Consider the following 17,403-nt stretch of genomic DNA (forward strand, 5'->3'; position numbering starts at 1 on the left):
CCAGCATCAGACGTCAGCCGCCGAGCGATGGCGGCTCGTCATCGCCACCACCGTCGCCGTCGTTGTTGCCGCCGCCATCTCCGCCGCCGTTGCCGCCGCCATTGTTACCGCCGCCTCCGCCGCCGTTATTGCTACCGCCTCCGCCGCGGTTGCCGCCGCCGTTGTTTCCGCTGCGGCTGCCACCGGACTTGGAGCTGCTTTCGGACTTGGTGCCAGACGGGCGGGAGAATCCGGTGTTGCCCTTCGTCTCCTTGACGGCCTTGCTCATGTAGGACTGCCAGGTCTTGCCGGAGATGGTCGCACCGTAGATCCGGCCGCGGACCTTGCCCTTGCTGTTCTTTCGCCAGTCCATGTTCTTGTCCGGATGACCGGTCCACACCGCAGTCGAGATCTTCCGGGTGAAGCCGACGAGCCAGGTCGAACCGACTTCGAAGTTCGTCGTACCGGTCTTTGCACCAGCCGGGGCGCCGATCCGCAGCGAGGAGGTGGTGCCGCCGTTGAACGTCTGCGAAAGCGCCCAGGCAACCGAGCCGGCGACATTCTTCTCGAGCACCTTCTTGCAGTCGGCCTTCGGCACGTCGACCTTCTCACCTTCGGAATCGGTGATCTCGGTGATGGGGGTCGGGCGGCAGTAGGTGCCGCCAGAGGCAAACACTGCGTATGCGCTGGCCATGTCGATCGGCGCGACCTGCACGATGCCCAGCACCGAGGCGGGCTTGAGTGCGTCGGTCGTGCCGTCCTGGAGCTTCGTGTCCAGGGGCGATCCGTTGCCGTACTTGACGCCCAGGTCGGTGGCGGTCTTCATGATCCCGCACATGTCGAGCTGGTTGGCCATGGCCGCATAACCGGTGTTGACGGACTTGCGGGTGGCGTCGAGTGCGGTCATCGCGGAGCTGCCACCGCCGTCGCCGGCGTTGTTCGGGTTCCACTTCGCCCCGTTGTTGTCGCACCCACGGTACTTCCATGACCCGGCGGCGTACTCGCGTTTGGTCGCGTTGACCGTCGAGCCGAGGGTCTTGCCCTCCTTGAGCCATTCGGTCAGGACGAACGGCTTCCACGTCGAACCCACCTGGAAGCCGTTGGCGCCGTTGTGGGAGTTGTCGACGTTGAAGTTGATCTGGGTGTCGGAGCCCTTCTCGCCCTCCGACGCCGTGTAGTTGCGGTTCTGCGCCATCGAGAGCACCTTGCCAGAACCAGGCTCGACGGAGACGACGGTGTGACCGGCACCGGAGGGGTCGCCGACCGGAACCTGCTTCTTCACGGCCTTGTCGGCTTCGTTCTGCATCTTCGGGTCGAGCGTCGTCTTGATCGTCAGGCCGCCGCGCTGCAGCAGGTTGCGGCGCTCCTCCTTCGTCTCACCGAAGATCGGGTCGTTCTCCACGATACGCTGGACGTAATCGCAGAAGTAGCCCTTGTTGCCGGCAGCCGCGCATCCGTTGGGGGTCTCGTGAATGTCGAGTTCGAGATCGGAGTTGCGCGCTTCGTCGTACTCCTCCTGCGTGATCTTGCCCTGCTTGTGCATGAGCCCGAGCACGGTGTTGCGGCGTTCGATGGCGTTCTCCGGCTTGGTCTGCGGATTGTAGGCAGCCGGGTTCTTCACGATGCCGGCCAGTGTGGCGGCCTGCTGGATATTCAGGTCCTTCGCCGGGATGCCCCAGTAGCGCTGAGCCGCGGCTTCAACACCGTAGACGCGCGGGGTGCCTGAGTAGTTGTTGATGTTGAGGTAGCGGTTGAGGATCTCGTGCTTGCTGTACTTGTTCTCCACAGCCGCAGCCAGCTTCGCCTCGCGGAGTTTGCGGGCGTATCCGGCTGCACCTGAGCTCTCGGTCGCCTCTTCGATCGCTTCGCGGTTGCTCTCGTCCTCAGCGTTGGCGTTCTCGCTCAGCACGTTCTTGACGTACTGCTGCGTCAGTGTCGAACCGCCCTGAGTGTCATCGGATAGCAGGTTGTACACCACTGCGCGGGCGATGCCCTGCAGGTCGACACCGCCGTGTTCGAAGAAGCGCTCATCCTCAACGGCCACAGTCGCCTGCTGCATCTGCTCGGAGACATCCTCGAGGGCGACTTCCTTGCGGTTCTGCCAGTAGAAGGTCGCGATCTCCGAGCCATCAGAGGCGAGCATGCGGGACTGCTCGGCGAGCGGGCGCTCGTCGAGCTCGGCAGGCAGCGCGCTGAAAAGCTCCACGCCGGCGTCGGCTCCCATCGACGCAACGCCGACGGAGGGGATCGCCAGTCCTGCACCGACAACGCCGGCGATGACGCTGACGGCGATGAACTGGAACAGCGCCGCGACCTTGTTCGGGGATTCTGAGACAGATGACACCATGCGGATCATTTTAACGAAGAGCGCAAGTCGATTCCCTCAGCATTCGCCAAATGAACCTGGGAATCACGGGAGTCCAAGTGGGGCGGCCGACGCCCCTCCTGGCCCGCACGGTCGGATGCGGAAAGCCCAGATGGCCCGCACGGTCGGATGCGGAAGGCCCAGATGGCCCGCACGGTCGGATGCGGAAGGCCCAGATGGCCTCAGCTGCGGGCGGTCAGGGTGATGAGGGAGACCTCCGGTGGGCACGCGAAGCGCACTGGGGCGAACGGCGAGAACCCGAGCCCGGCCGAGACATTGACCGTCATGCCGTGGTAGTCGAAGGTGCCCTTGGCGTGCCGGGCCGGCAGGTCGCAGTTCGTCACCAGCGCACCGTAGAAGGGCACGCACACCTGCCCGCCGTGCGTGTGACCGGCGAAGGCGAGGTCCGCTTCGGCGGCGGCGAAGGCATCGAGCACGCGCAGGTACGGGGCATGGGTGACGCCGATGCGCACATCGGCGGTCGGGTCGTCGAAGCGCGGCCATTCCTCATCGATCCGGTCGCGGTTCATGTGCGCATCTCCTGTGCCGGCGAAGGCCAGGCGGGTGCCGCGTAGCTCGATCTCGGAGCCGCGGTTGTCGAGGATGGCCCAGCCGCGCTCAGCGAAGGCGTCGACGAGCTCCATCGTCGGCAGGGTCGCATTCTTCTTCGAATGCTTCACCTCTGAGGGTGCGCCGAGATAGCGCAGCGGGTTCTTCAGCTGCGGGGCGAAGAAGTCGTTCGACCCGAGAACGAACACCCCGGGAACGTCGAGGAGCTCATCGTAGACCTCCAGCAGCCGCTCGAGCATCGGGGCGGCGAGGTTGTCACCGGTGTTGACTATGAGGTCGGGCTCGAGCTCGACCAGCTGCGAGACGAACGCCATCTTCCGCTTCTGCCACGCGCACAGGTGCAGGTCGGAGATGTGGAGGACGCGCAGGTCCTCGGCCCCCGGCGGCAGCACGGGCACAGTGCTGCGGCGGATGCGGAACAGCGCCGGTTCGATTCCGGCAGCCCAGACAGCCCCGGCCAGCCCGGCCGCGGACACGGCCCCGGCTGCCGCGAGAGTAGTGGCGAGCGTTCGATTCATCTGCCCCATCCTAGCGGCAACCGCGGACAGGTCAGCGAGTGTCCGTGCCCGAGGCGTCCCTCGCCTCGCCAGCGGTGCTCACCAGCGAGGGGTGACGGTGGACATCGGCTTCACGGCGGATCCGCGCGCGGGTGTGGCGGGATTTGCGGCGGTGGCCGATGAGGCGGCAGATGAGGTAGATGAGGAAGCTGATGGTCGTGACGAAGGGGCTGATCGGCACGACCGGTGAGCCGAGCGCGATGAGGATGCCGCCCACCGAGGAGATGACGGCGAACAGCGTCGACAGGACCGGCACGAGGACCGGGGAGGCCGAGATCTGGGTGGCGGCTGCCGCCGGGGTGACGAGCAGAGCGAGGACGAGGAGCACGCCGACGACCTGGACGGACAGCGCGACGGCCAGCCCGAGGGCGAGCATGAAGATGATCGTGAGCGCGGTGACCGGAACGCCCTTCGCGCGGGCCACGGCCGGGTCGATGCTGGCGAAGGTGAGTGGGCGCCAGATGATGAGGAGGACGACGAGGACGACGACCGCGCAGATGACGAGCGTGCGGATCTGGCTAGGGTTGATCGCCACGATCTGGCCGGTGAGCAGTCCGAACTTGTTCGCCGCGCGGCCGTCGTAGAGGGCGAGGAAGAGGATGCCGAGGCCGAGGCCGAAGGGCATGAGGACGCCGGTGATGGTGTTCTTCTCACTGCTGCGTGCACCGCCGATGCCGATGAGCAGGGCTGCAGCGAGTGAGCCGATGATCGAACCGTAGACGACGTCGAAGCTGATGAGAAGCGCGAAGGAGGCTCCGGCGAAGGAGAGTTCGGCGACGCCGTGGACGGCGAACGGAATGTCGCGGGCCATGACGAAGACGCTGATGAGGCCGCCGACCACGCCGAGCAGTGCGGCTGCGAACAGGGAGTTCTGCAGCAGCACGATGAGCTCGCCGTAGTTTTCGAACGTGAAGTACTCGGTGAGGATGTTCGCTGCCAGATGAGTCATGGTGCCTGCGCTCCTCAGATCGCCCCGGCCGAGGGCTCGGCGTGATGGATCGGGTGATGGTCGGAGTCGCTGCCGACGATGACGATGCGCCCGCCGGCGCGCACGACGTCGATCGGTGAGCCGTAGAGCTCGCTGAGCGCCGCGGAGTTGATGACGTCGTCTGGGGTGCCGACGAGGAAGTGTCCGCCGGCGATGTAGAGGACCCGGTCGACGTAGGGCAGGATCGGGTTGATCTCATGGGTGACGAAGAGGATCGCAGTCCGGCGGGCCTGGCGCTTCTCGTGCAGCAGGCGGGCGACGAGCCGCTGATGGGTCATATCGAGGTGCAGCAGCGGCTCATCGCACAGCAGCAGGTGCGGATCCGAGCCGAGAGCCTGCGCGACGCGCAGGCGCTGGAGTTCGCCGCCGGAGAGCATTCCGACCGGGGAGTCGGCATAGGTCTGGGCGCCGACCTCTTCGAGCAGCGCGTCGACCTTCTGGCTGCGGGAGCGGGAGAACCAGCCCGGTCCCCAGCGGTGGCCGTCGAGTCCCATGCGCACGAGGTCGCGGCCGCGCATCGGGGTGTCGTCGTCGATGCCGCGCTGCTGGGGGACGTAGCCGATGTCCGGGTCGCCGCGTCGGGCGCGGTGGCCGTTGACGCGGGCCGTGCCGGAATACAGCTGATACTGCCCGAGGAGCACCTTGAGCAGGGAGGTCTTGCCGCAGCCGTTGGGGCCGAGGATGGCGATGAACTCGCCGGGCTCGACGTCGATGTTGAGGTTGTGCCACAGCACCCGGTCCCCGAAGCGCAGCTGTGCGTCGCTGAGCTCGAGGACCGGGTTGGTGCTGTGTGAATCGGAATCAGTGATCGTGACCTGCCAGCGCTTCCTGGACGTCCGTGATGCAGCCGCCCATCCAGTCGATGTACTTCTCGTCATTGTCCATGGTCTCCGCCAGATCCACGACCGGCACACCGGCGCTTTCGGCGGTCTTCTTCAGTTCGTCGGCCTGCGGACCGGCGTTCTGCGAATTGTAGGCCAGGACGACGACTTCCTTGTTTGCGATCTGCTCCTTGGCCTTCTTCAGCACCAGAGGCGGCACATCGTCGCCGTGTTCAACGGCAGAGAGGAAGTCCTGGGAGGTGATGTTGTCGATACCCATGTCGTGGAAGAGCCACAGAGCGATCGGCTCAGTGGCCGCAGCCTTCTCACCGTCGTGCTCGGACTTCGCCTCGTCGAGCTGGGACTGCAGCTTGCCGAGTTCGGTCTTGTAGTCCTCGGCGTTCTTCTTGATGTCGTCGGCGCTGTCCGGCAGCTCGTCGCTCAGCTTCGAGGAGACTTCGTCGACGAGATTCGTCATCGTCGGCACGGAGTACCAGACGTGCTCATTGAAGGCGCCGTGGTCATGGTCGTGATCGTGGCCCTCTTCATCGTGGTCGTGGGCGTCCTCGGTGCCGTGATCGTGGCTGTCTTCATCGCCGTGGTCGTGGTCGTGCGGCTCGTTGGCCCCACCGTCGGAGCCCGGCAGGCTCGAGATGGCCACGGTGTCGACGACGGCCGGCTTGTGATCAGCGGCTTCGAGCATCGCCGTCATGAAGGCGTCATAACCGCCGCCGTTGACGACGACCATATCGGCCTTCGACAGCTTGAGCTGGTCCTGAGCGGTGGCCTCGTAGTCGTGGGGATCCTGCGTCGGATCATCGATGACCGGCGTCACCTCAGCTGCGTCACCGGCGACATGCTTGACGATGTCGGCGTACACGTTGGTGGAGGTCACAACGGTGAAGCCCTCGCTGGCCTCAGCGGAGCTGTCGGAACCACCGCAGCCGGCCAGCGCGACGAGGGAACCAGCGGCGAGACCCGCAAGTACAGGAGTGCGGAGCGAGCGCATAAGACACCTTTCCAGGCGAAGATTGTCGATCTCGTCGAACGTTACTCCTACACATCAACTCATCACTAATGGATCTATTGCAATTTCTTTATGGTTCTGAGATGCCATTCATCTGTGCGTTCCGCCGTTCAGACGGGCATCATGCGCGAGCGTCCCACGCGCGCGCATGCACTGCATGCAGATGGCTGCGTCCACCGCATGCGGCTGCTGCGGTCAGGAGCTCCCGCCCGCAGACAGCCGCGAGGACTGAATCCCCTGCGCAGACAGCCGCCGTGCTGACAACCGCCGGGCCGATAGCCGTCGTGCGGCCAGTCACGGTGACGACAGCCGCCTTTGCGGCTGTCTGTCGTGTCAGCCGCGTTCGGCGATAAGGCGGGCGATCTGCACGGTGTTGAGCGCTGCGCCCTTGCGCAGGTTGTCGTTCGAGATGAACAGCACGAGACCGCGCCCTTCAGGTGCCGACTGATCGGCGCGGATGCGGCCGACGAAGCTGGCATCGCGGCCGGCGGCTCCCAGCGGAGTCGGCACATCGGCCAGCTCGACGCCGGGGGCGTCAGCGAGCACCTCGCGAGCGGCTTCCGGGGTGATCTCACGGGCGAACTCGGCATGCACAGCGAGGCTGTGACCGGAGAACACCGGCACGCGCACACACGTCCCAGCCACCCGCAGCTCAGGCAGCCCGAGGATCTTGCGGCTCTCGTTGCGCAGCTTCTTCTCCTCGTCTGTCTCACCTTCGCCGTCGTCGACGATCGACCCGGCCATCGGCAGAACGTTGAACGCGATGGGAGCCGTATACACCTCGGCAGCGGGGAAGTCGACGGCCGCGCCGTTGCGCACAAGCCGCTCGGCATCGTCGATGACGGCGCGCGCCTGCCCGGCAAGCTCGTCGACCCCAGCCAGCCCGGAGCCGGAGACCGCCTGGTAGGTCGCTACGGTCATGCGCTCCAGCCCGGCGGCGTCGTGCAGGGCCTTGATGACCGGCATCGCGGCCATCGTCGTGCAGTTGGGGTTGGCGATGATGCCCTTGGGGATGTCGTTGATGGCTTCAGGATTGACCTCGCTGACGACAAGCGGCACCTGAGGATCGGCGCGGAAGGCCGAGGAGTTGTCGATGACCGTCACCCCGGCCTCGGCGAAGCGCGCCGCCTGCGCCCGGGAAGTGGCCCCGCCGGCGGAGAACAGAGCGACGTCGAGGCCGGTGGGGTCTGCGGTCGCGGCGTCTTCGACAACGACGGTCTGCCCGGCGAAGTCGAGTTCGCGGCCGGCCGAGCGCGCCGAGGCGAAGAACCGGATCGAGGCGATCTCGAAGCCGGGATCATCTGCCAAGAGGTCGCGCATGACCTCGCCGACCTGGCCGGTGGCGCCGACGACGCCGATGTTGAGTGCCTTCATCGTCCGGTACCTCCGTATACGATCGCTTCGGTGTCCTCGGCGTCGAGGCCGTAGGCGGTGTGGGCTGCGCGCACCGCGTCGTCGAGCAGCTCGGCGTTCGTGACGACGCTGATGCGGATCTCCGAGGTGGAGATCATGTCGATGTTGATGTGGGCGTCGGCCAGCGCGTCGAACAGCGTCGCGGTGACACCCGGGTGCGAGCGCATGCCCGCGCCGACGACGGAGAGCTTGCCGATCTGGTCGTCGTACTGGATGTGGTCGAAGCCGACGCTCGCCTTGGCGACTTCAAGTGCCTCGATGGCCTTCGCCCCGTCGTCCATCGGGAGGGTGAAGGAGATGTCGGTGCGGCCGGGATCGCGGGTCGAGATGTTCTGCACGATCATGTCGATGTCGATCTCCTGCCGGGCGACCGTACGGAAGATCTCGGCTGCCTTGCCCGGGATGTCGGGCACGCCGACGATCGTGAGCTTGGCCTCCGAACGGTCGTGCGCGACACCGGAGATGATTGCCTGTTCCATGTTCTCTTCCGTTTCTTCTGTCTGTGCGGTGCGGAACGCCTCGGGAATGGGCGCATCGGTCACCCAGGTACCCTGGTGCTGGGAGAACGAGGAGCGCACGTGGACGGGGACCCGGTAGCGGCGGGCGTACTCGACGCAGCGCAGCATCAGGATCTTCGCGCCCGAGGCGGCCATCTCCAGCATCTCCTCGTAGCTGATGATGCTGATCTTGTGCGCGCTCGGCACGATGCGCGGGTCGGCGGTGAAGACGCCGTCGACGTCGGAGTAGATCTCGCATACATCGGCTTCGAGTGCTGCGGCGAGGGCGACGGCGGTCGTGTCCGAGCCGCCGCGGCCCAGCGTCGTGATGTTCTTCGTCGTCTGGGACACGCCTTGGAATCCGGCGACGATCGCGACGTTGCCGTCGTCGAGGGCGGAGCGGATGCGCCCGGGGGTGACGTCGATGATGCGGGCCTTGCCGAAGGACTCGTCGGTGATGACGCCGGCCTGCGAGCCGGTGAAGGACTGCGCGTGGTAGCCGAGGTTGGCGATCGCCATGGCGAGCACGGCCATCGAGATCCGCTCGCCGGCAGTCAGCAGCATGTCGAGTTCGCGGGCAGGCGGGACCGGGGAGATCTCCTTGGCCAGATCGATGAGGTCATCGGTGCTGTCACCCATCGCCGAGACCACGACGACAACATCATGGCCGGCCTGGCGGTATTCGACGATCCGCTTGGCCACGCGCTTGACGGAGTCGGCATCGGCCACGGAGGATCCGCCGAACTTCTGCACAACTAGGCTCACAGCAATCACTTTCGTCCGGGTACAGTCGCGTTGCTCCCAACGCCTCGGCCCATTGTAAACACCGGCCTGTGCACACAACGGCGGGCCCCGCCATCTGGACGATGACGGGGCCTGCCGCACCTCAGGCGGGGGCGGGGTACTCGAGGGGTGCACCGGCCCCGAGGCGGGGGCTGGGTCTTCGGTTGCGCGCCGGTCCCGAGGCGGAGCTTCCGCTGCCGCGAGGGGACAGGTCAGCTGGCCGGAACCGGCACCTCGGCGACGGTGAAGAGATCACCGGGCTGGCAGTCCAGCGCGTCGCACAGGGCCACGAGAGTGGTGTAGCGGATGGCCTTAGCGCGGTTGTTCTTGAGCACCGAGAGATTGGCCAGTGTCACGCCCACCTCGTTCGCCAGTTCGGTCAGGGTCTTGCCGCGGGCGGTGAGCAGCTCATCGAGGTGGCAGCGCACCGCGCGGGTGGTGGTCTCGCTGCTCATCAGATGACTCCTTCGAGCTCATCCTCGGCACGCTGGCCGCGCAGCAGCGCCTGGCGGAAGACCTGGATGAGGCCGAGGACGCCGAGCCAGACGAAGGTGCCCATCGTGGTGACGCCGTTGTCGAAGCCGGCCTCGAAGATGTCGAGGTCGCGGGTCACGAGGTTGCCGCCGAGCATGAGGTTGAGCCCGACGGCCACTCCGGTGCCGAAGGCGATCCAGAAGGCGATGCTCAGGTCGCGCGAGGCCCGCTGCGACAACGGCTTGCCTTCGGCGAAGACGCTGATGACCCGGCTGAGGTACCAGCCTGCGGCGAGGGTGCCGAGGACGAGGAGGACCTGCGCGATAAGAACGTGGGTGATCGCCCAGGCGCTGAGCTCGTCGAAGGGGATGACGAAGCTCATCATTCCGTCGGCACGGGCCGGGAGGCCGGGGATGAGGCCTTCGGTCTGGTCCGGCAGTTCGAGGGAGACCGTGAGCTCATGGGAGATGATCGCCCGCACGATGCCGGTCACGGCGTTGACGAGGATGACGGCCAGGGCCATGAGGCTGAGAAGTTCCAGGCCTCCGCGGCTCTTGCGGCGGCCGGCGGTGGTTGCGGGTGCTGTGTTCTGCGGTGTGCCCTGGGTGTTCATGGGATTCTCCATTCATCGGGGGCTGCCTTCGCTGTTTATCGACTTTCGATATATCGGTAATCAATATGTTTCTCGAGTCTCGATAAGGAGTCAAGAGCCTGGGGCATATCGATAGTCGATAAATCGCGTTGTGCCTGGTGAGGCCCCGGAAAAGAAGTTCAGCCCGGACGGGGTTCCGGCCGGGCTGGGCTGTGCGTGCGGGTCTGCTGGGGCTGCTGCGCCCGCTCCGGCGCTGAGCTTCTGCTGTCGCTCAGCGCCCGTTGCGGCTGGGCCCCTGGTGTCACTGGGCCCCTGGTGTCACTGGGCCCCTGGTGTCACTGGGCGACGGGCCGGCGGCCTTCGAAGGCGCGGCCGAGGGTGACCTCGTCGGCGTATTCGAGGTCACCGCCGACCGGCAGCCCGGAGGCCAGGCGGCTGACGGTGATGCCGAGGCTGGAGAGCAGACGCACGAGGTAGGTCGCTGTCGCCTCGCCTTCGAGGTTCGGGTCGGTGGCGATGACGCATTCGGTGACCTCCCCGCTCTGCAGGCGCGGCAGCAGGCTCTTGATGCGCAGCTCATCGGGGCCGACGCCGGCCATCGGGTCGATCGCGCCGCCGAGGACGTGGTAGAGCCCGCGGAACTCGCGGGTGCGTTCGATGGCGACGACGTCCTTGGGCTCTTCGACCACGCAGATGACGCTCTGGTCACGACGGGGGTCCTTGCAGATGACACATTCGGTGTCCTCTGCGACATTGCCGCAGGTCTCGCAGAACTTCACCCGCTTCTTCACCTCGGTCAGCGCGCGAGCCAGCCCGGAGACGTCCTCGGTGGGACTCTGCAGGATGTGGAACGCCAGGCGCTGGGCGGACTTCGGGCCGATGCCCGGAAGTTTGCCGAACTCGTCGACCAGGTCCTGCAGGGCGCCTTCGTAGAGCATGCTCATGCGTCGGTCTCCTCGATCACGACACCGCCGAGGATGCGCTCAACGACGGGCACGCCGACGTCCGGGGCCTCGGTGATGTCCATATCCGTATCGGGGTCGAAGTCCTCGTATCCCTCATCGGGTCGGCCGGTGTCGGTCTGCCGGTCCTGGACCGCTGGCCCGTCGCCGTTCGCGGTGCGTGCCGGTGCGCCTCCGCTCTCGGCTGCCGGTCCTGGGCCTGAGGCGTCGGCCGGCCCCAAGCCGTCGGCCGGCCCCGAGGTGTGGGCCGGTCCCGAGGTGTGGGCCGGTCCCGAGGTGTGGGCCGGTCCCGAGGTGTGGGCCGGTCCCGAGGTGTGGGCCGGTCCCGAGGTATGGGCTGGCTGTCCGGGAGCCCCGGAGTGCGCGCCGTGGCCGGGGGTTCTGCCGTTGCCGTTCTGCTGGGCGCGTTGGGCGAAGCGCTGCGCATAGCTGGCATACGGGTTGGCTGATTCCGCCGGCTGCTCACCTTTCGGCAGCGGGGCGTCGGGGCCATCGTTGGTGGTGAAGGCGATGCTCGGGTCGGCGTAGGCACCGAGGAAGTCAAGGTCATCGTCACCGCCAGCCGCACTGCCGGTCGGCGGTGCGTTCTGGGCTGCGGTCTCACCAAGATCGGCTGGGGCGGAGCCCTCAGCGTCGGTCGTCTCAGGGTGGTCTCGGTCGGCACCGGATGCCTCAGACTCATCGTCGATGGCCGCCGGCGGCGGCACCACGACTGCGGGCATGTCGACAGCACCTGAGCCTGCACTCGTGTCTGTCTCGTAGGGATCTCCGCCGTCCTCGTAGGGATCTCCGGCCGCGGCACCGGCGTAGTAGTCGTCCTCCGGCGGCGGTTCGGGCCCGTCGTCAGGCTCTTCGACATCGTGGGCGACCGGCGCCTGGCGCTCAGAGCGCTGCTGAGGTTCCGGTCCGGGCTGCGCTGCGTCCGGCTTCTCGCCAGCGGTGGCGGGGGTCTCAGCTGCGGGCTGGTCTAGACTTTGCCCTTCCTCCGCATCGTCCTCAGCGGATTCGGCAGCTGCCGTATCGCCGGGGCTCTGCCAGAAGCGCTCATGGTCGATCGGCTCGCGGTCAGCCTCGCGGGGGCCGACGACGGAGTCGATTTCCTCCCGCGTGGGTCGCGGGCGGTTGACCGTGCTCTGCTGTTCGGGCGCGCGGGCTTGCTGCGGCGCGCCGCCTCCCCCACCGGGGCTACCTGGATTGGCTGCTGGTGCGCCGTCGCTGTGGCCGCCGGGCACGTTTCCAGTCGCAGGTCCGACCTCGACGCGGGCGTGGATCCCGAGCACATCGTTGAGCGCTTCGCTGAGCTTCTGGGCGTTGTTGCCGCGGTTGAAGGAGTTGAGAGCGCCGGGGTTGTCGAATCCGAGGTAGAAGACTCCGTCGGCGAATCCGTAGGGCACCGCGCTGTTGCTTACGATCGCGCGGGCAAGCTTCGCTGTGCGGCCGAGCGCGTCGAGGATGTCGGGCCAGGCGCGGCGGATCGCATCGATCTCCGCTCCTGGCTGCCCCGGTCCCGAGGCGGGGGTCGGCGGCTGTGCCGGTCCGGATCCGGGCTGAGGCTGGGAGGGCTGCTGCGAGCCCTGCGCCTGCGTCGGCTGCGCGGCCTGGGCTGCCGGACCTGCGTGCGATCCTGCTTGCTCGCGCTGGGCGGAATCCTGTCGCCGGGCAGATGGCTGCGGCTGGGATTGCTGGGTGGCGTCTGCGACTGCAGGAGCTGCCGATTTCGCGGCGCTCGGGGCAGCGGGGGCAGCCGGTTCAGATGCGGCACGTTCAGGCGCGGCCGCCTCGGATGCGACAGCCTCAGGCGCAGGCGACTCAGATGCAGTCGGCTCGGGCGCCCACGTGTCAGCTGCAGCTGTACCGGATTCTGCAGCATTGTCTGCGTCTGGTTCGTCGCTGAGCATGGATTCGGCAGCTGCGGCAGCGGCTGCGAACTCGTCGAGATCGTCGTCGACGCTGCGTGCAGGTGCTGGCTTCGCCGGCTGCCCGCTGTCGGTCGGCACGCCAGTTCCAGCAGCAGCACCAGCTGCGGCACCGCTTCCAGCCGTGCTGCCGGTTCCGCCCGCACCTGTTTCGACGGCACCCGTCTCACTGCCCTCGGATGCGGCAGCCGGAACAGCTCCGGGTGGCAGGGTTCCGGTGCCGCTCATGCCGATGCGGCGTTCGATCCGCTCGACGCGGCTGAGAGTCGAGCGCCGGGACTTCTCGGAAGCCGGCAGCAGCACGCGCGCACAGATGAGCTCGAGCTGCAGTCTCGGCGAGGTCGCACCGGTCATCTCCGACAGCCCCGTATTGAACAGATCGGCTGCTCGCGACAGCTCCGCCTGCCCGAACGACCGGGCCTGCTGGACGAGACGCTCCAGCCGATCAGCCGGGACCTCCGGCAGGAACGAGGCCGCCGCCTCGGGAGCGGCACCGACGACGACCAGGTCGCGAAACCGCTCCAGCAGATCCTCGACGAACCGGCGGGGATCCTGACCGGACTCGATGACGCGGTCGACGACCCGGAACACAGCCGCGCCGTCCCCGGCGGAGAATGCATCGACGATGTCGCCGAGCAGCGAATCGGGTGTATAGCCCAGCAGTGCGATCGCCGTGTGGTAGTCGACGCCATCAGCTCCGGCGCCGGCCATGAGCTGGTCGAGCACGGAGAGCGAATCGCGCACGGATCCGCCGCCGGCGCGCACGACCAATGGCAGCACACCTTTGGAGACCGGCACGTTCTCCCGCGTGCACAGCTCGTCGAGATAGCCGGTGAGCACCTCGGGTGGGACGAGCCGGAAGGGGTAGTGGTGCGTGCGCGAGCGGATGGTTCCGATGACCTTCTCCGGCTCGGTGGTCGCGAAGACGAACTTCACATGCGCCGGCGGCTCCTCGACGAGCTTGAGCAGGGCGTTGAATCCCTGCGGGGTGACCATGTGCGCCTCATCGAGGATGAAGACCTTGAACCGGTCACGGGCAGGGGCGTAGACAGCGCGTTCGCGCAGGTCACGAGCGTCATCGACACCGTTGTGGCTGGCTGCGTCGATCTCGACGACGTCGAGTGAGCCGGGGCCGTCGTTGGCGAGATCGCGGCAGCTGGGGCACTGCCCGCACGGCTGCGCGGTCGGGCCCTCAACACAATTGAGGCAGCGGGCGAGGATGCGCGCTGAGGTGGTCTTGCCGCAGCCGCGCGGACCCGAGAACAGATAGGCATGGTTGATGCGGTCATTGGCGATCGCGGCCATGAGCGGGGTGACCACATGGTCCTGGCCGATGACCTCATCGAAAGTCTCCGGGCGGTAGCGGCGGTACAGTGCAGTAGACACATCCCCTACCCTACTGCGAACCGCGGACATCGCTCAGCTGACGCTGTAGATCCCCGCTCCCGAGGCGGTGGCTGGGTCGGATGCTGCGCAGAGGACGAGGTGTGGCACCATGGTGGCGGAACGGCGCCCGTGCACCGCAGGGCGCATACTTCCGAACCGCGTTCTCTTCTCCCCAGGTCAGGAGGCCGAAAGATGGATGAGCCGCAGCTTCTGGCGGTGCTCATTGTCATCGCCTTCTTCTTCATCGCGCTCTTCGGCGGCGGATACCTCATCTACCGGACGATGAACCGGCCGAATTCCTATATCGGCGCGCGCATGCACGCTGAGGAGCAGCGTCGGCTCCAGCAAGAGCGGGACAGCGCGGGAGGTGCGGCGCCGGTTGCGGGCGAGACCGATCCAGCCAGCGCGACAGGCGACCACGACGCGACGAGCCCACGCGACCTGTGGGGCCCGCACGGCCCGGAGGATCAGCTGCCCGAGCGCTGATCAGCGCCCGGCAGCATCACCGCTCCCGGCAGCATCACCGCTCCCGGCAGCATCACCGCTCCCGGCAGCATCACCGCTCCCGGCAGTGTCACCGTGCTCGCTGTCGTCACGGCCGTCGGCACTCACGTCGCCTGGACACGGCTCTACGACGGGAAGGGTACCGGTCCGCACATCGTCTGCCGCCTCGGGATCGGTTCCCTCAGGCGGGTCGAACTCCTCGACCTCGACGATCGCATGGTCCTTGCGGCCGTAAGCCCACAGCAGGATCTCCAGCGGCTTGCCGGTGATCTTCATGATGCCCTTGGTCTTGGGCCCGGCGGTGGTGCCGGCGAACCCAGGAGCGTCGAAGATCAGGTGCTTGCCGATTGAGAGAGCCTGGGGCAGCGCGAGCATCTTCAGCAGCGGCCACACACTCATCTGCATGTCCCATGACAGGCTGCGCGGCTGCCAGTCATCGGCGGCCCGGCGGACGTCCTCGTGGTGGACGAGGAACTCCGCGGTGTTCATCAACCGGTCGACCGACGACAACTTCGCCGGCGACCAGATCGGCGCGCCCTCCGCCATGAGACCGACGAGCTGCTCGAACGGCATCTCGGTGAATTCCGTCTCGACCGAGGTTTTGTACCGATCCAGCGACGGGAAGCGCTCGGCCAGCTGCGGGGAGGCGTTGCCCGGCAGCGCGAAGGGCCGACGGTCGCGGATGACGAGGTGAACTGCCAGATCCCGCACCGTCCATCCCTCACACAGGGTGGGTGCGTCCGGGCCGACATCGAACATCAGCGCAGCAAGGCTGAGCCGTTCGTCGCGTGCGTAGTTCTTCCTCATAGACTCAGTCTGCCGTCTGCTGTGCGGGGGCGTCCACATTTCTCGCTGAGTGTCTGCAGAAAGTCCGCTATGCGACTGGTGGAGCGGTAATCGGCGAGGTCATCGCCGCGCGTCGGACCGTCGGTGACAATGACGATCGGCTTGCCGGCCTTGGCCGCCCGACGGACGAACCGCAGTCCCGAGTGCACCGCCAGCGAACTGCCGGCCACAAGCAGCCCTGACCCGGCGTCGACGGCGGCGGTGGCGGCCTCGACGCGCTCACGCGGGACGGATTCGCCGAAGTACACGACATCGGGTTTGAGGATGCCGCGGCAGATCGGGCAGTCCGGGTAGCGGAACCCGGCGGTCTCATCGAGTTCGACGTCGCCGTCGGGAGCGGTCTCGATATCGGCCAGGTCGACCTCGAGCTGCTCGCCGAAGCCGGGATTCAGCGCCGTCATCTCCTCCTGCAGCCAGCTGCGGTCGAAGATCCGCCGGCACTGCAGGCACACCACCCGGGCGAGGCTGCCGTGCAGCTCGATGACCGGATCGGAGCCGGCGGCGATGTGCAGTCCATCGACGTTCTGCGTGATGAGCGGTCCGAGCCCGAGGCGGGCGAGGAGTTCGTGCCCGCGGTTCGGTTCGGCCAGGCGCATCCGGGGGTAGCCGACCCAGCTGCGCGCCCAGTACCGGGCGCGCTGGCGCGGATGCGACAGAAAGGCCTGGTAGGTCATCGGAGTCCTGCGCGGGGAGCCGGGACCGCGGTAGTCGGGGATGCCGGAATCGGTGCTCATTCCGGCTCCGGTGAGCACCGTCCACGGGTGCTCACCAGCCGGCGCAGTGTCTGCCAGCTCGGCGATGACTGCGGCGATCTGCTCGTCGCTGTGACTCGGCTGCGGAGTGCGCGCGCCGCGCAGCGGATCGCGGATGACTGCCATGCACGGCAGTCTATCGATCCGCGCAAACCGAGCATTCACCTCGGGCGCGGTGCTCGCTACAGTGGAGGTATGGCACGTGTGCTGCTCGTCCACCATTCGCCCTCTCCAGCGACTGAGAAGCTCGCTGCGGCTGCGCGGGAGGGGCTGAATATGCCCGAACTCGAAGGCGTCGAGGTCATAGAGCGCGCCGCCCTGGAGGCGACAGCAGAAGATGTGCTCGCAGCTGATGCCTATGTGCTCGGGACGACGGCGAACTTCGGCTACATCTCCGGTGCCCTCAAGCACTTCTTCGATACCACCTACTACGGGACCCGCGAGCAGACCGCCGGGCGGCCGTTCTCCTACTGGATCCACGGCGGCTACGACACAACGGGTGCCGAGAAGGCGATGGAGGCGATCACCAGCGGATTCGGGTGGGAGAAGGCCTTCGAGCCGGTCACCTTCACCGGCGGGGTCGGTGAGGAGCATCTCGAGCAGGTCACCGAGATGGCTGCCACGGTTGCCGCGACCGTGATGTGAGGCGGACGCTGGGCCGCGCCTGTGGCAGTGGTCGGAGCCGCGCCTGAGGCGATGGTCGGAGCCGCGCCTGTGGCAGTGGTCGGAGCCGTGCCCGAGGCGATGACCGAGCCGGGTGCGGATCGCGTCGATGATCCGGATGCGGGTGGCGACGAGGGCCGGGATGAGTCCGGCCAGTCCGCCGACGGCGAGTGCGCCGACGATGCCCAGCAGCGCCGCTGAGATCGGACGAGTGGCAGATGGCCGGCACGCTATCCTTGAAACCAGGCCGCGACATATGAGGAACATCACTGGACTGCCAGGAGAACTTGCCGCTGCTGGGGCAATCC

The 17,403-nt window shown here is 67.1% G+C and carries 16 protein-coding genes; 3 read left to right on the forward strand and 13 right to left on the reverse strand.

Annotation, left to right across the window (positions count from 1 at the left end):
- Positions 1-13: 13 nt before the first annotated feature.
- The 11 genes from M3B11_RS00420 to M3B11_RS00470 form a co-directional block, all read right to left on the reverse strand.
- Complete coding sequence (locus tag M3B11_RS00420) at positions 14-2,326, reverse strand: transglycosylase domain-containing protein (protein ID WP_259874502.1); 2,313 nt, start codon at positions 2,324-2,326, stop codon at positions 14-16.
- A 200-nt stretch (positions 2,327-2,526) separates the two neighbouring features.
- A complete protein-coding gene (locus M3B11_RS00425; RefSeq protein ID WP_259874504.1) occupies positions 2,527-3,432 on the reverse strand; it encodes a metallophosphoesterase in 906 nt (301 codons plus the stop codon).
- 31 nt (positions 3,433-3,463) lie between these two features.
- Positions 3,464-4,420: a metal ABC transporter permease gene (locus tag M3B11_RS00430; RefSeq protein WP_259874506.1), complete on the reverse strand. Its 957-nt coding sequence runs from the start codon at positions 4,418-4,420 to the stop codon at positions 3,464-3,466.
- A 14-nt stretch (positions 4,421-4,434) separates the two neighbouring features.
- Entirely contained in the window at positions 4,435-5,337 is a 903-nt protein-coding gene (locus tag M3B11_RS00435; RefSeq protein WP_259874508.1) for a metal ABC transporter ATP-binding protein, read from the reverse strand.
- A complete protein-coding gene (locus tag M3B11_RS00440) occupies positions 5,261-6,289 on the reverse strand; it encodes a metal ABC transporter solute-binding protein, Zn/Mn family (protein WP_259874510.1) in 1,029 nt (342 codons plus the stop codon). Before M3B11_RS00440 ends, M3B11_RS00435 begins: the two co-directional genes overlap by 77 nt.
- Positions 6,290-6,640: 351 nt before the next feature.
- Positions 6,641-7,681, reverse strand: coding sequence for an aspartate-semialdehyde dehydrogenase (locus tag M3B11_RS00445; RefSeq protein ID WP_259874512.1), 1,041 nt, complete (start codon positions 7,679-7,681; stop codon positions 6,641-6,643).
- Positions 7,678-8,982, reverse strand: coding sequence for an aspartate kinase (locus M3B11_RS00450; protein ID WP_259874514.1), 1,305 nt, complete (start codon positions 8,980-8,982; stop codon positions 7,678-7,680). The genes M3B11_RS00445 and M3B11_RS00450 overlap by 4 nt, the downstream gene beginning before the upstream one ends.
- Positions 8,983-9,212: 230 nt before the next feature.
- Positions 9,213-9,455, reverse strand: a complete 243-nt coding sequence (locus tag M3B11_RS00455; RefSeq protein WP_165884519.1) for a helix-turn-helix transcriptional regulator — start codon at positions 9,453-9,455, stop codon at positions 9,213-9,215.
- Positions 9,455-10,087, reverse strand: a complete 633-nt coding sequence (locus M3B11_RS00460) for a hypothetical protein (RefSeq protein ID WP_259874516.1) — start codon at positions 10,085-10,087, stop codon at positions 9,455-9,457. Before M3B11_RS00460 ends, M3B11_RS00455 begins: the two co-directional genes overlap by 1 nt.
- 314 nt (positions 10,088-10,401) lie before the next feature.
- Positions 10,402-11,010 carry a recombination mediator RecR gene (gene recR / locus M3B11_RS00465; protein WP_259874518.1) on the reverse strand — a complete coding sequence of 203 codons (609 nt, stop codon included), beginning with the start codon at positions 11,008-11,010 and terminating at the stop codon, positions 10,402-10,404.
- Complete coding sequence (locus tag M3B11_RS00470) at positions 11,007-14,330, reverse strand: DNA polymerase III subunit gamma and tau (protein WP_259874520.1); 3,324 nt, start codon at positions 14,328-14,330, stop codon at positions 11,007-11,009. Before M3B11_RS00470 ends, recR begins: the two co-directional genes overlap by 4 nt.
- A 192-nt stretch (positions 14,331-14,522) precedes the next feature.
- Here M3B11_RS00470 and M3B11_RS00475 point away from each other — a divergent pair, with 192 nt between their 5' ends.
- The gene (locus tag M3B11_RS00475) at positions 14,523-14,816 is read left to right on the forward strand and encodes a hypothetical protein (protein WP_259874522.1); all 294 of its coding nucleotides are present in this window, start codon (positions 14,523-14,525) and stop codon (positions 14,814-14,816) included.
- Here M3B11_RS00475 and M3B11_RS00480 read toward each other — a convergent pair whose 3' ends face one another.
- Together M3B11_RS00480 and M3B11_RS00485 are read right to left on the reverse strand one after the other, a co-directional pair.
- Positions 14,817-15,641, reverse strand: a complete 825-nt coding sequence (locus tag M3B11_RS00480) for a TIGR03085 family metal-binding protein (RefSeq protein ID WP_259874524.1) — start codon at positions 15,639-15,641, stop codon at positions 14,817-14,819.
- Positions 15,638-16,558: a Sir2 family NAD-dependent protein deacetylase gene (locus tag M3B11_RS00485; protein WP_259874526.1), complete on the reverse strand. Its 921-nt coding sequence runs from the start codon at positions 16,556-16,558 to the stop codon at positions 15,638-15,640. The genes M3B11_RS00480 and M3B11_RS00485 overlap by 4 nt, the downstream gene beginning before the upstream one ends.
- A 69-nt stretch (positions 16,559-16,627) precedes the next feature.
- Here M3B11_RS00485 and M3B11_RS00490 point away from each other — a divergent pair, with 69 nt between their 5' ends.
- A complete protein-coding gene (locus M3B11_RS00490) occupies positions 16,628-17,077 on the forward strand; it encodes a flavodoxin family protein (protein ID WP_259874527.1) in 450 nt (149 codons plus the stop codon).
- Between the two features lie 69 nt (positions 17,078-17,146).
- Positions 17,147-17,296, forward strand: a complete 150-nt coding sequence (locus M3B11_RS00495) for a hypothetical protein (RefSeq protein WP_259874529.1) — start codon at positions 17,147-17,149, stop codon at positions 17,294-17,296.
- The last annotated feature ends 107 nt before the right edge of the window (positions 17,297-17,403 follow it).

The sequence above is a fragment of the Brevibacterium sp. p3-SID960 genome, from assembly GCF_025144725.1.
Lineage (GTDB): Bacteria > Actinomycetota > Actinomycetes > Actinomycetales > Brevibacteriaceae > Brevibacterium.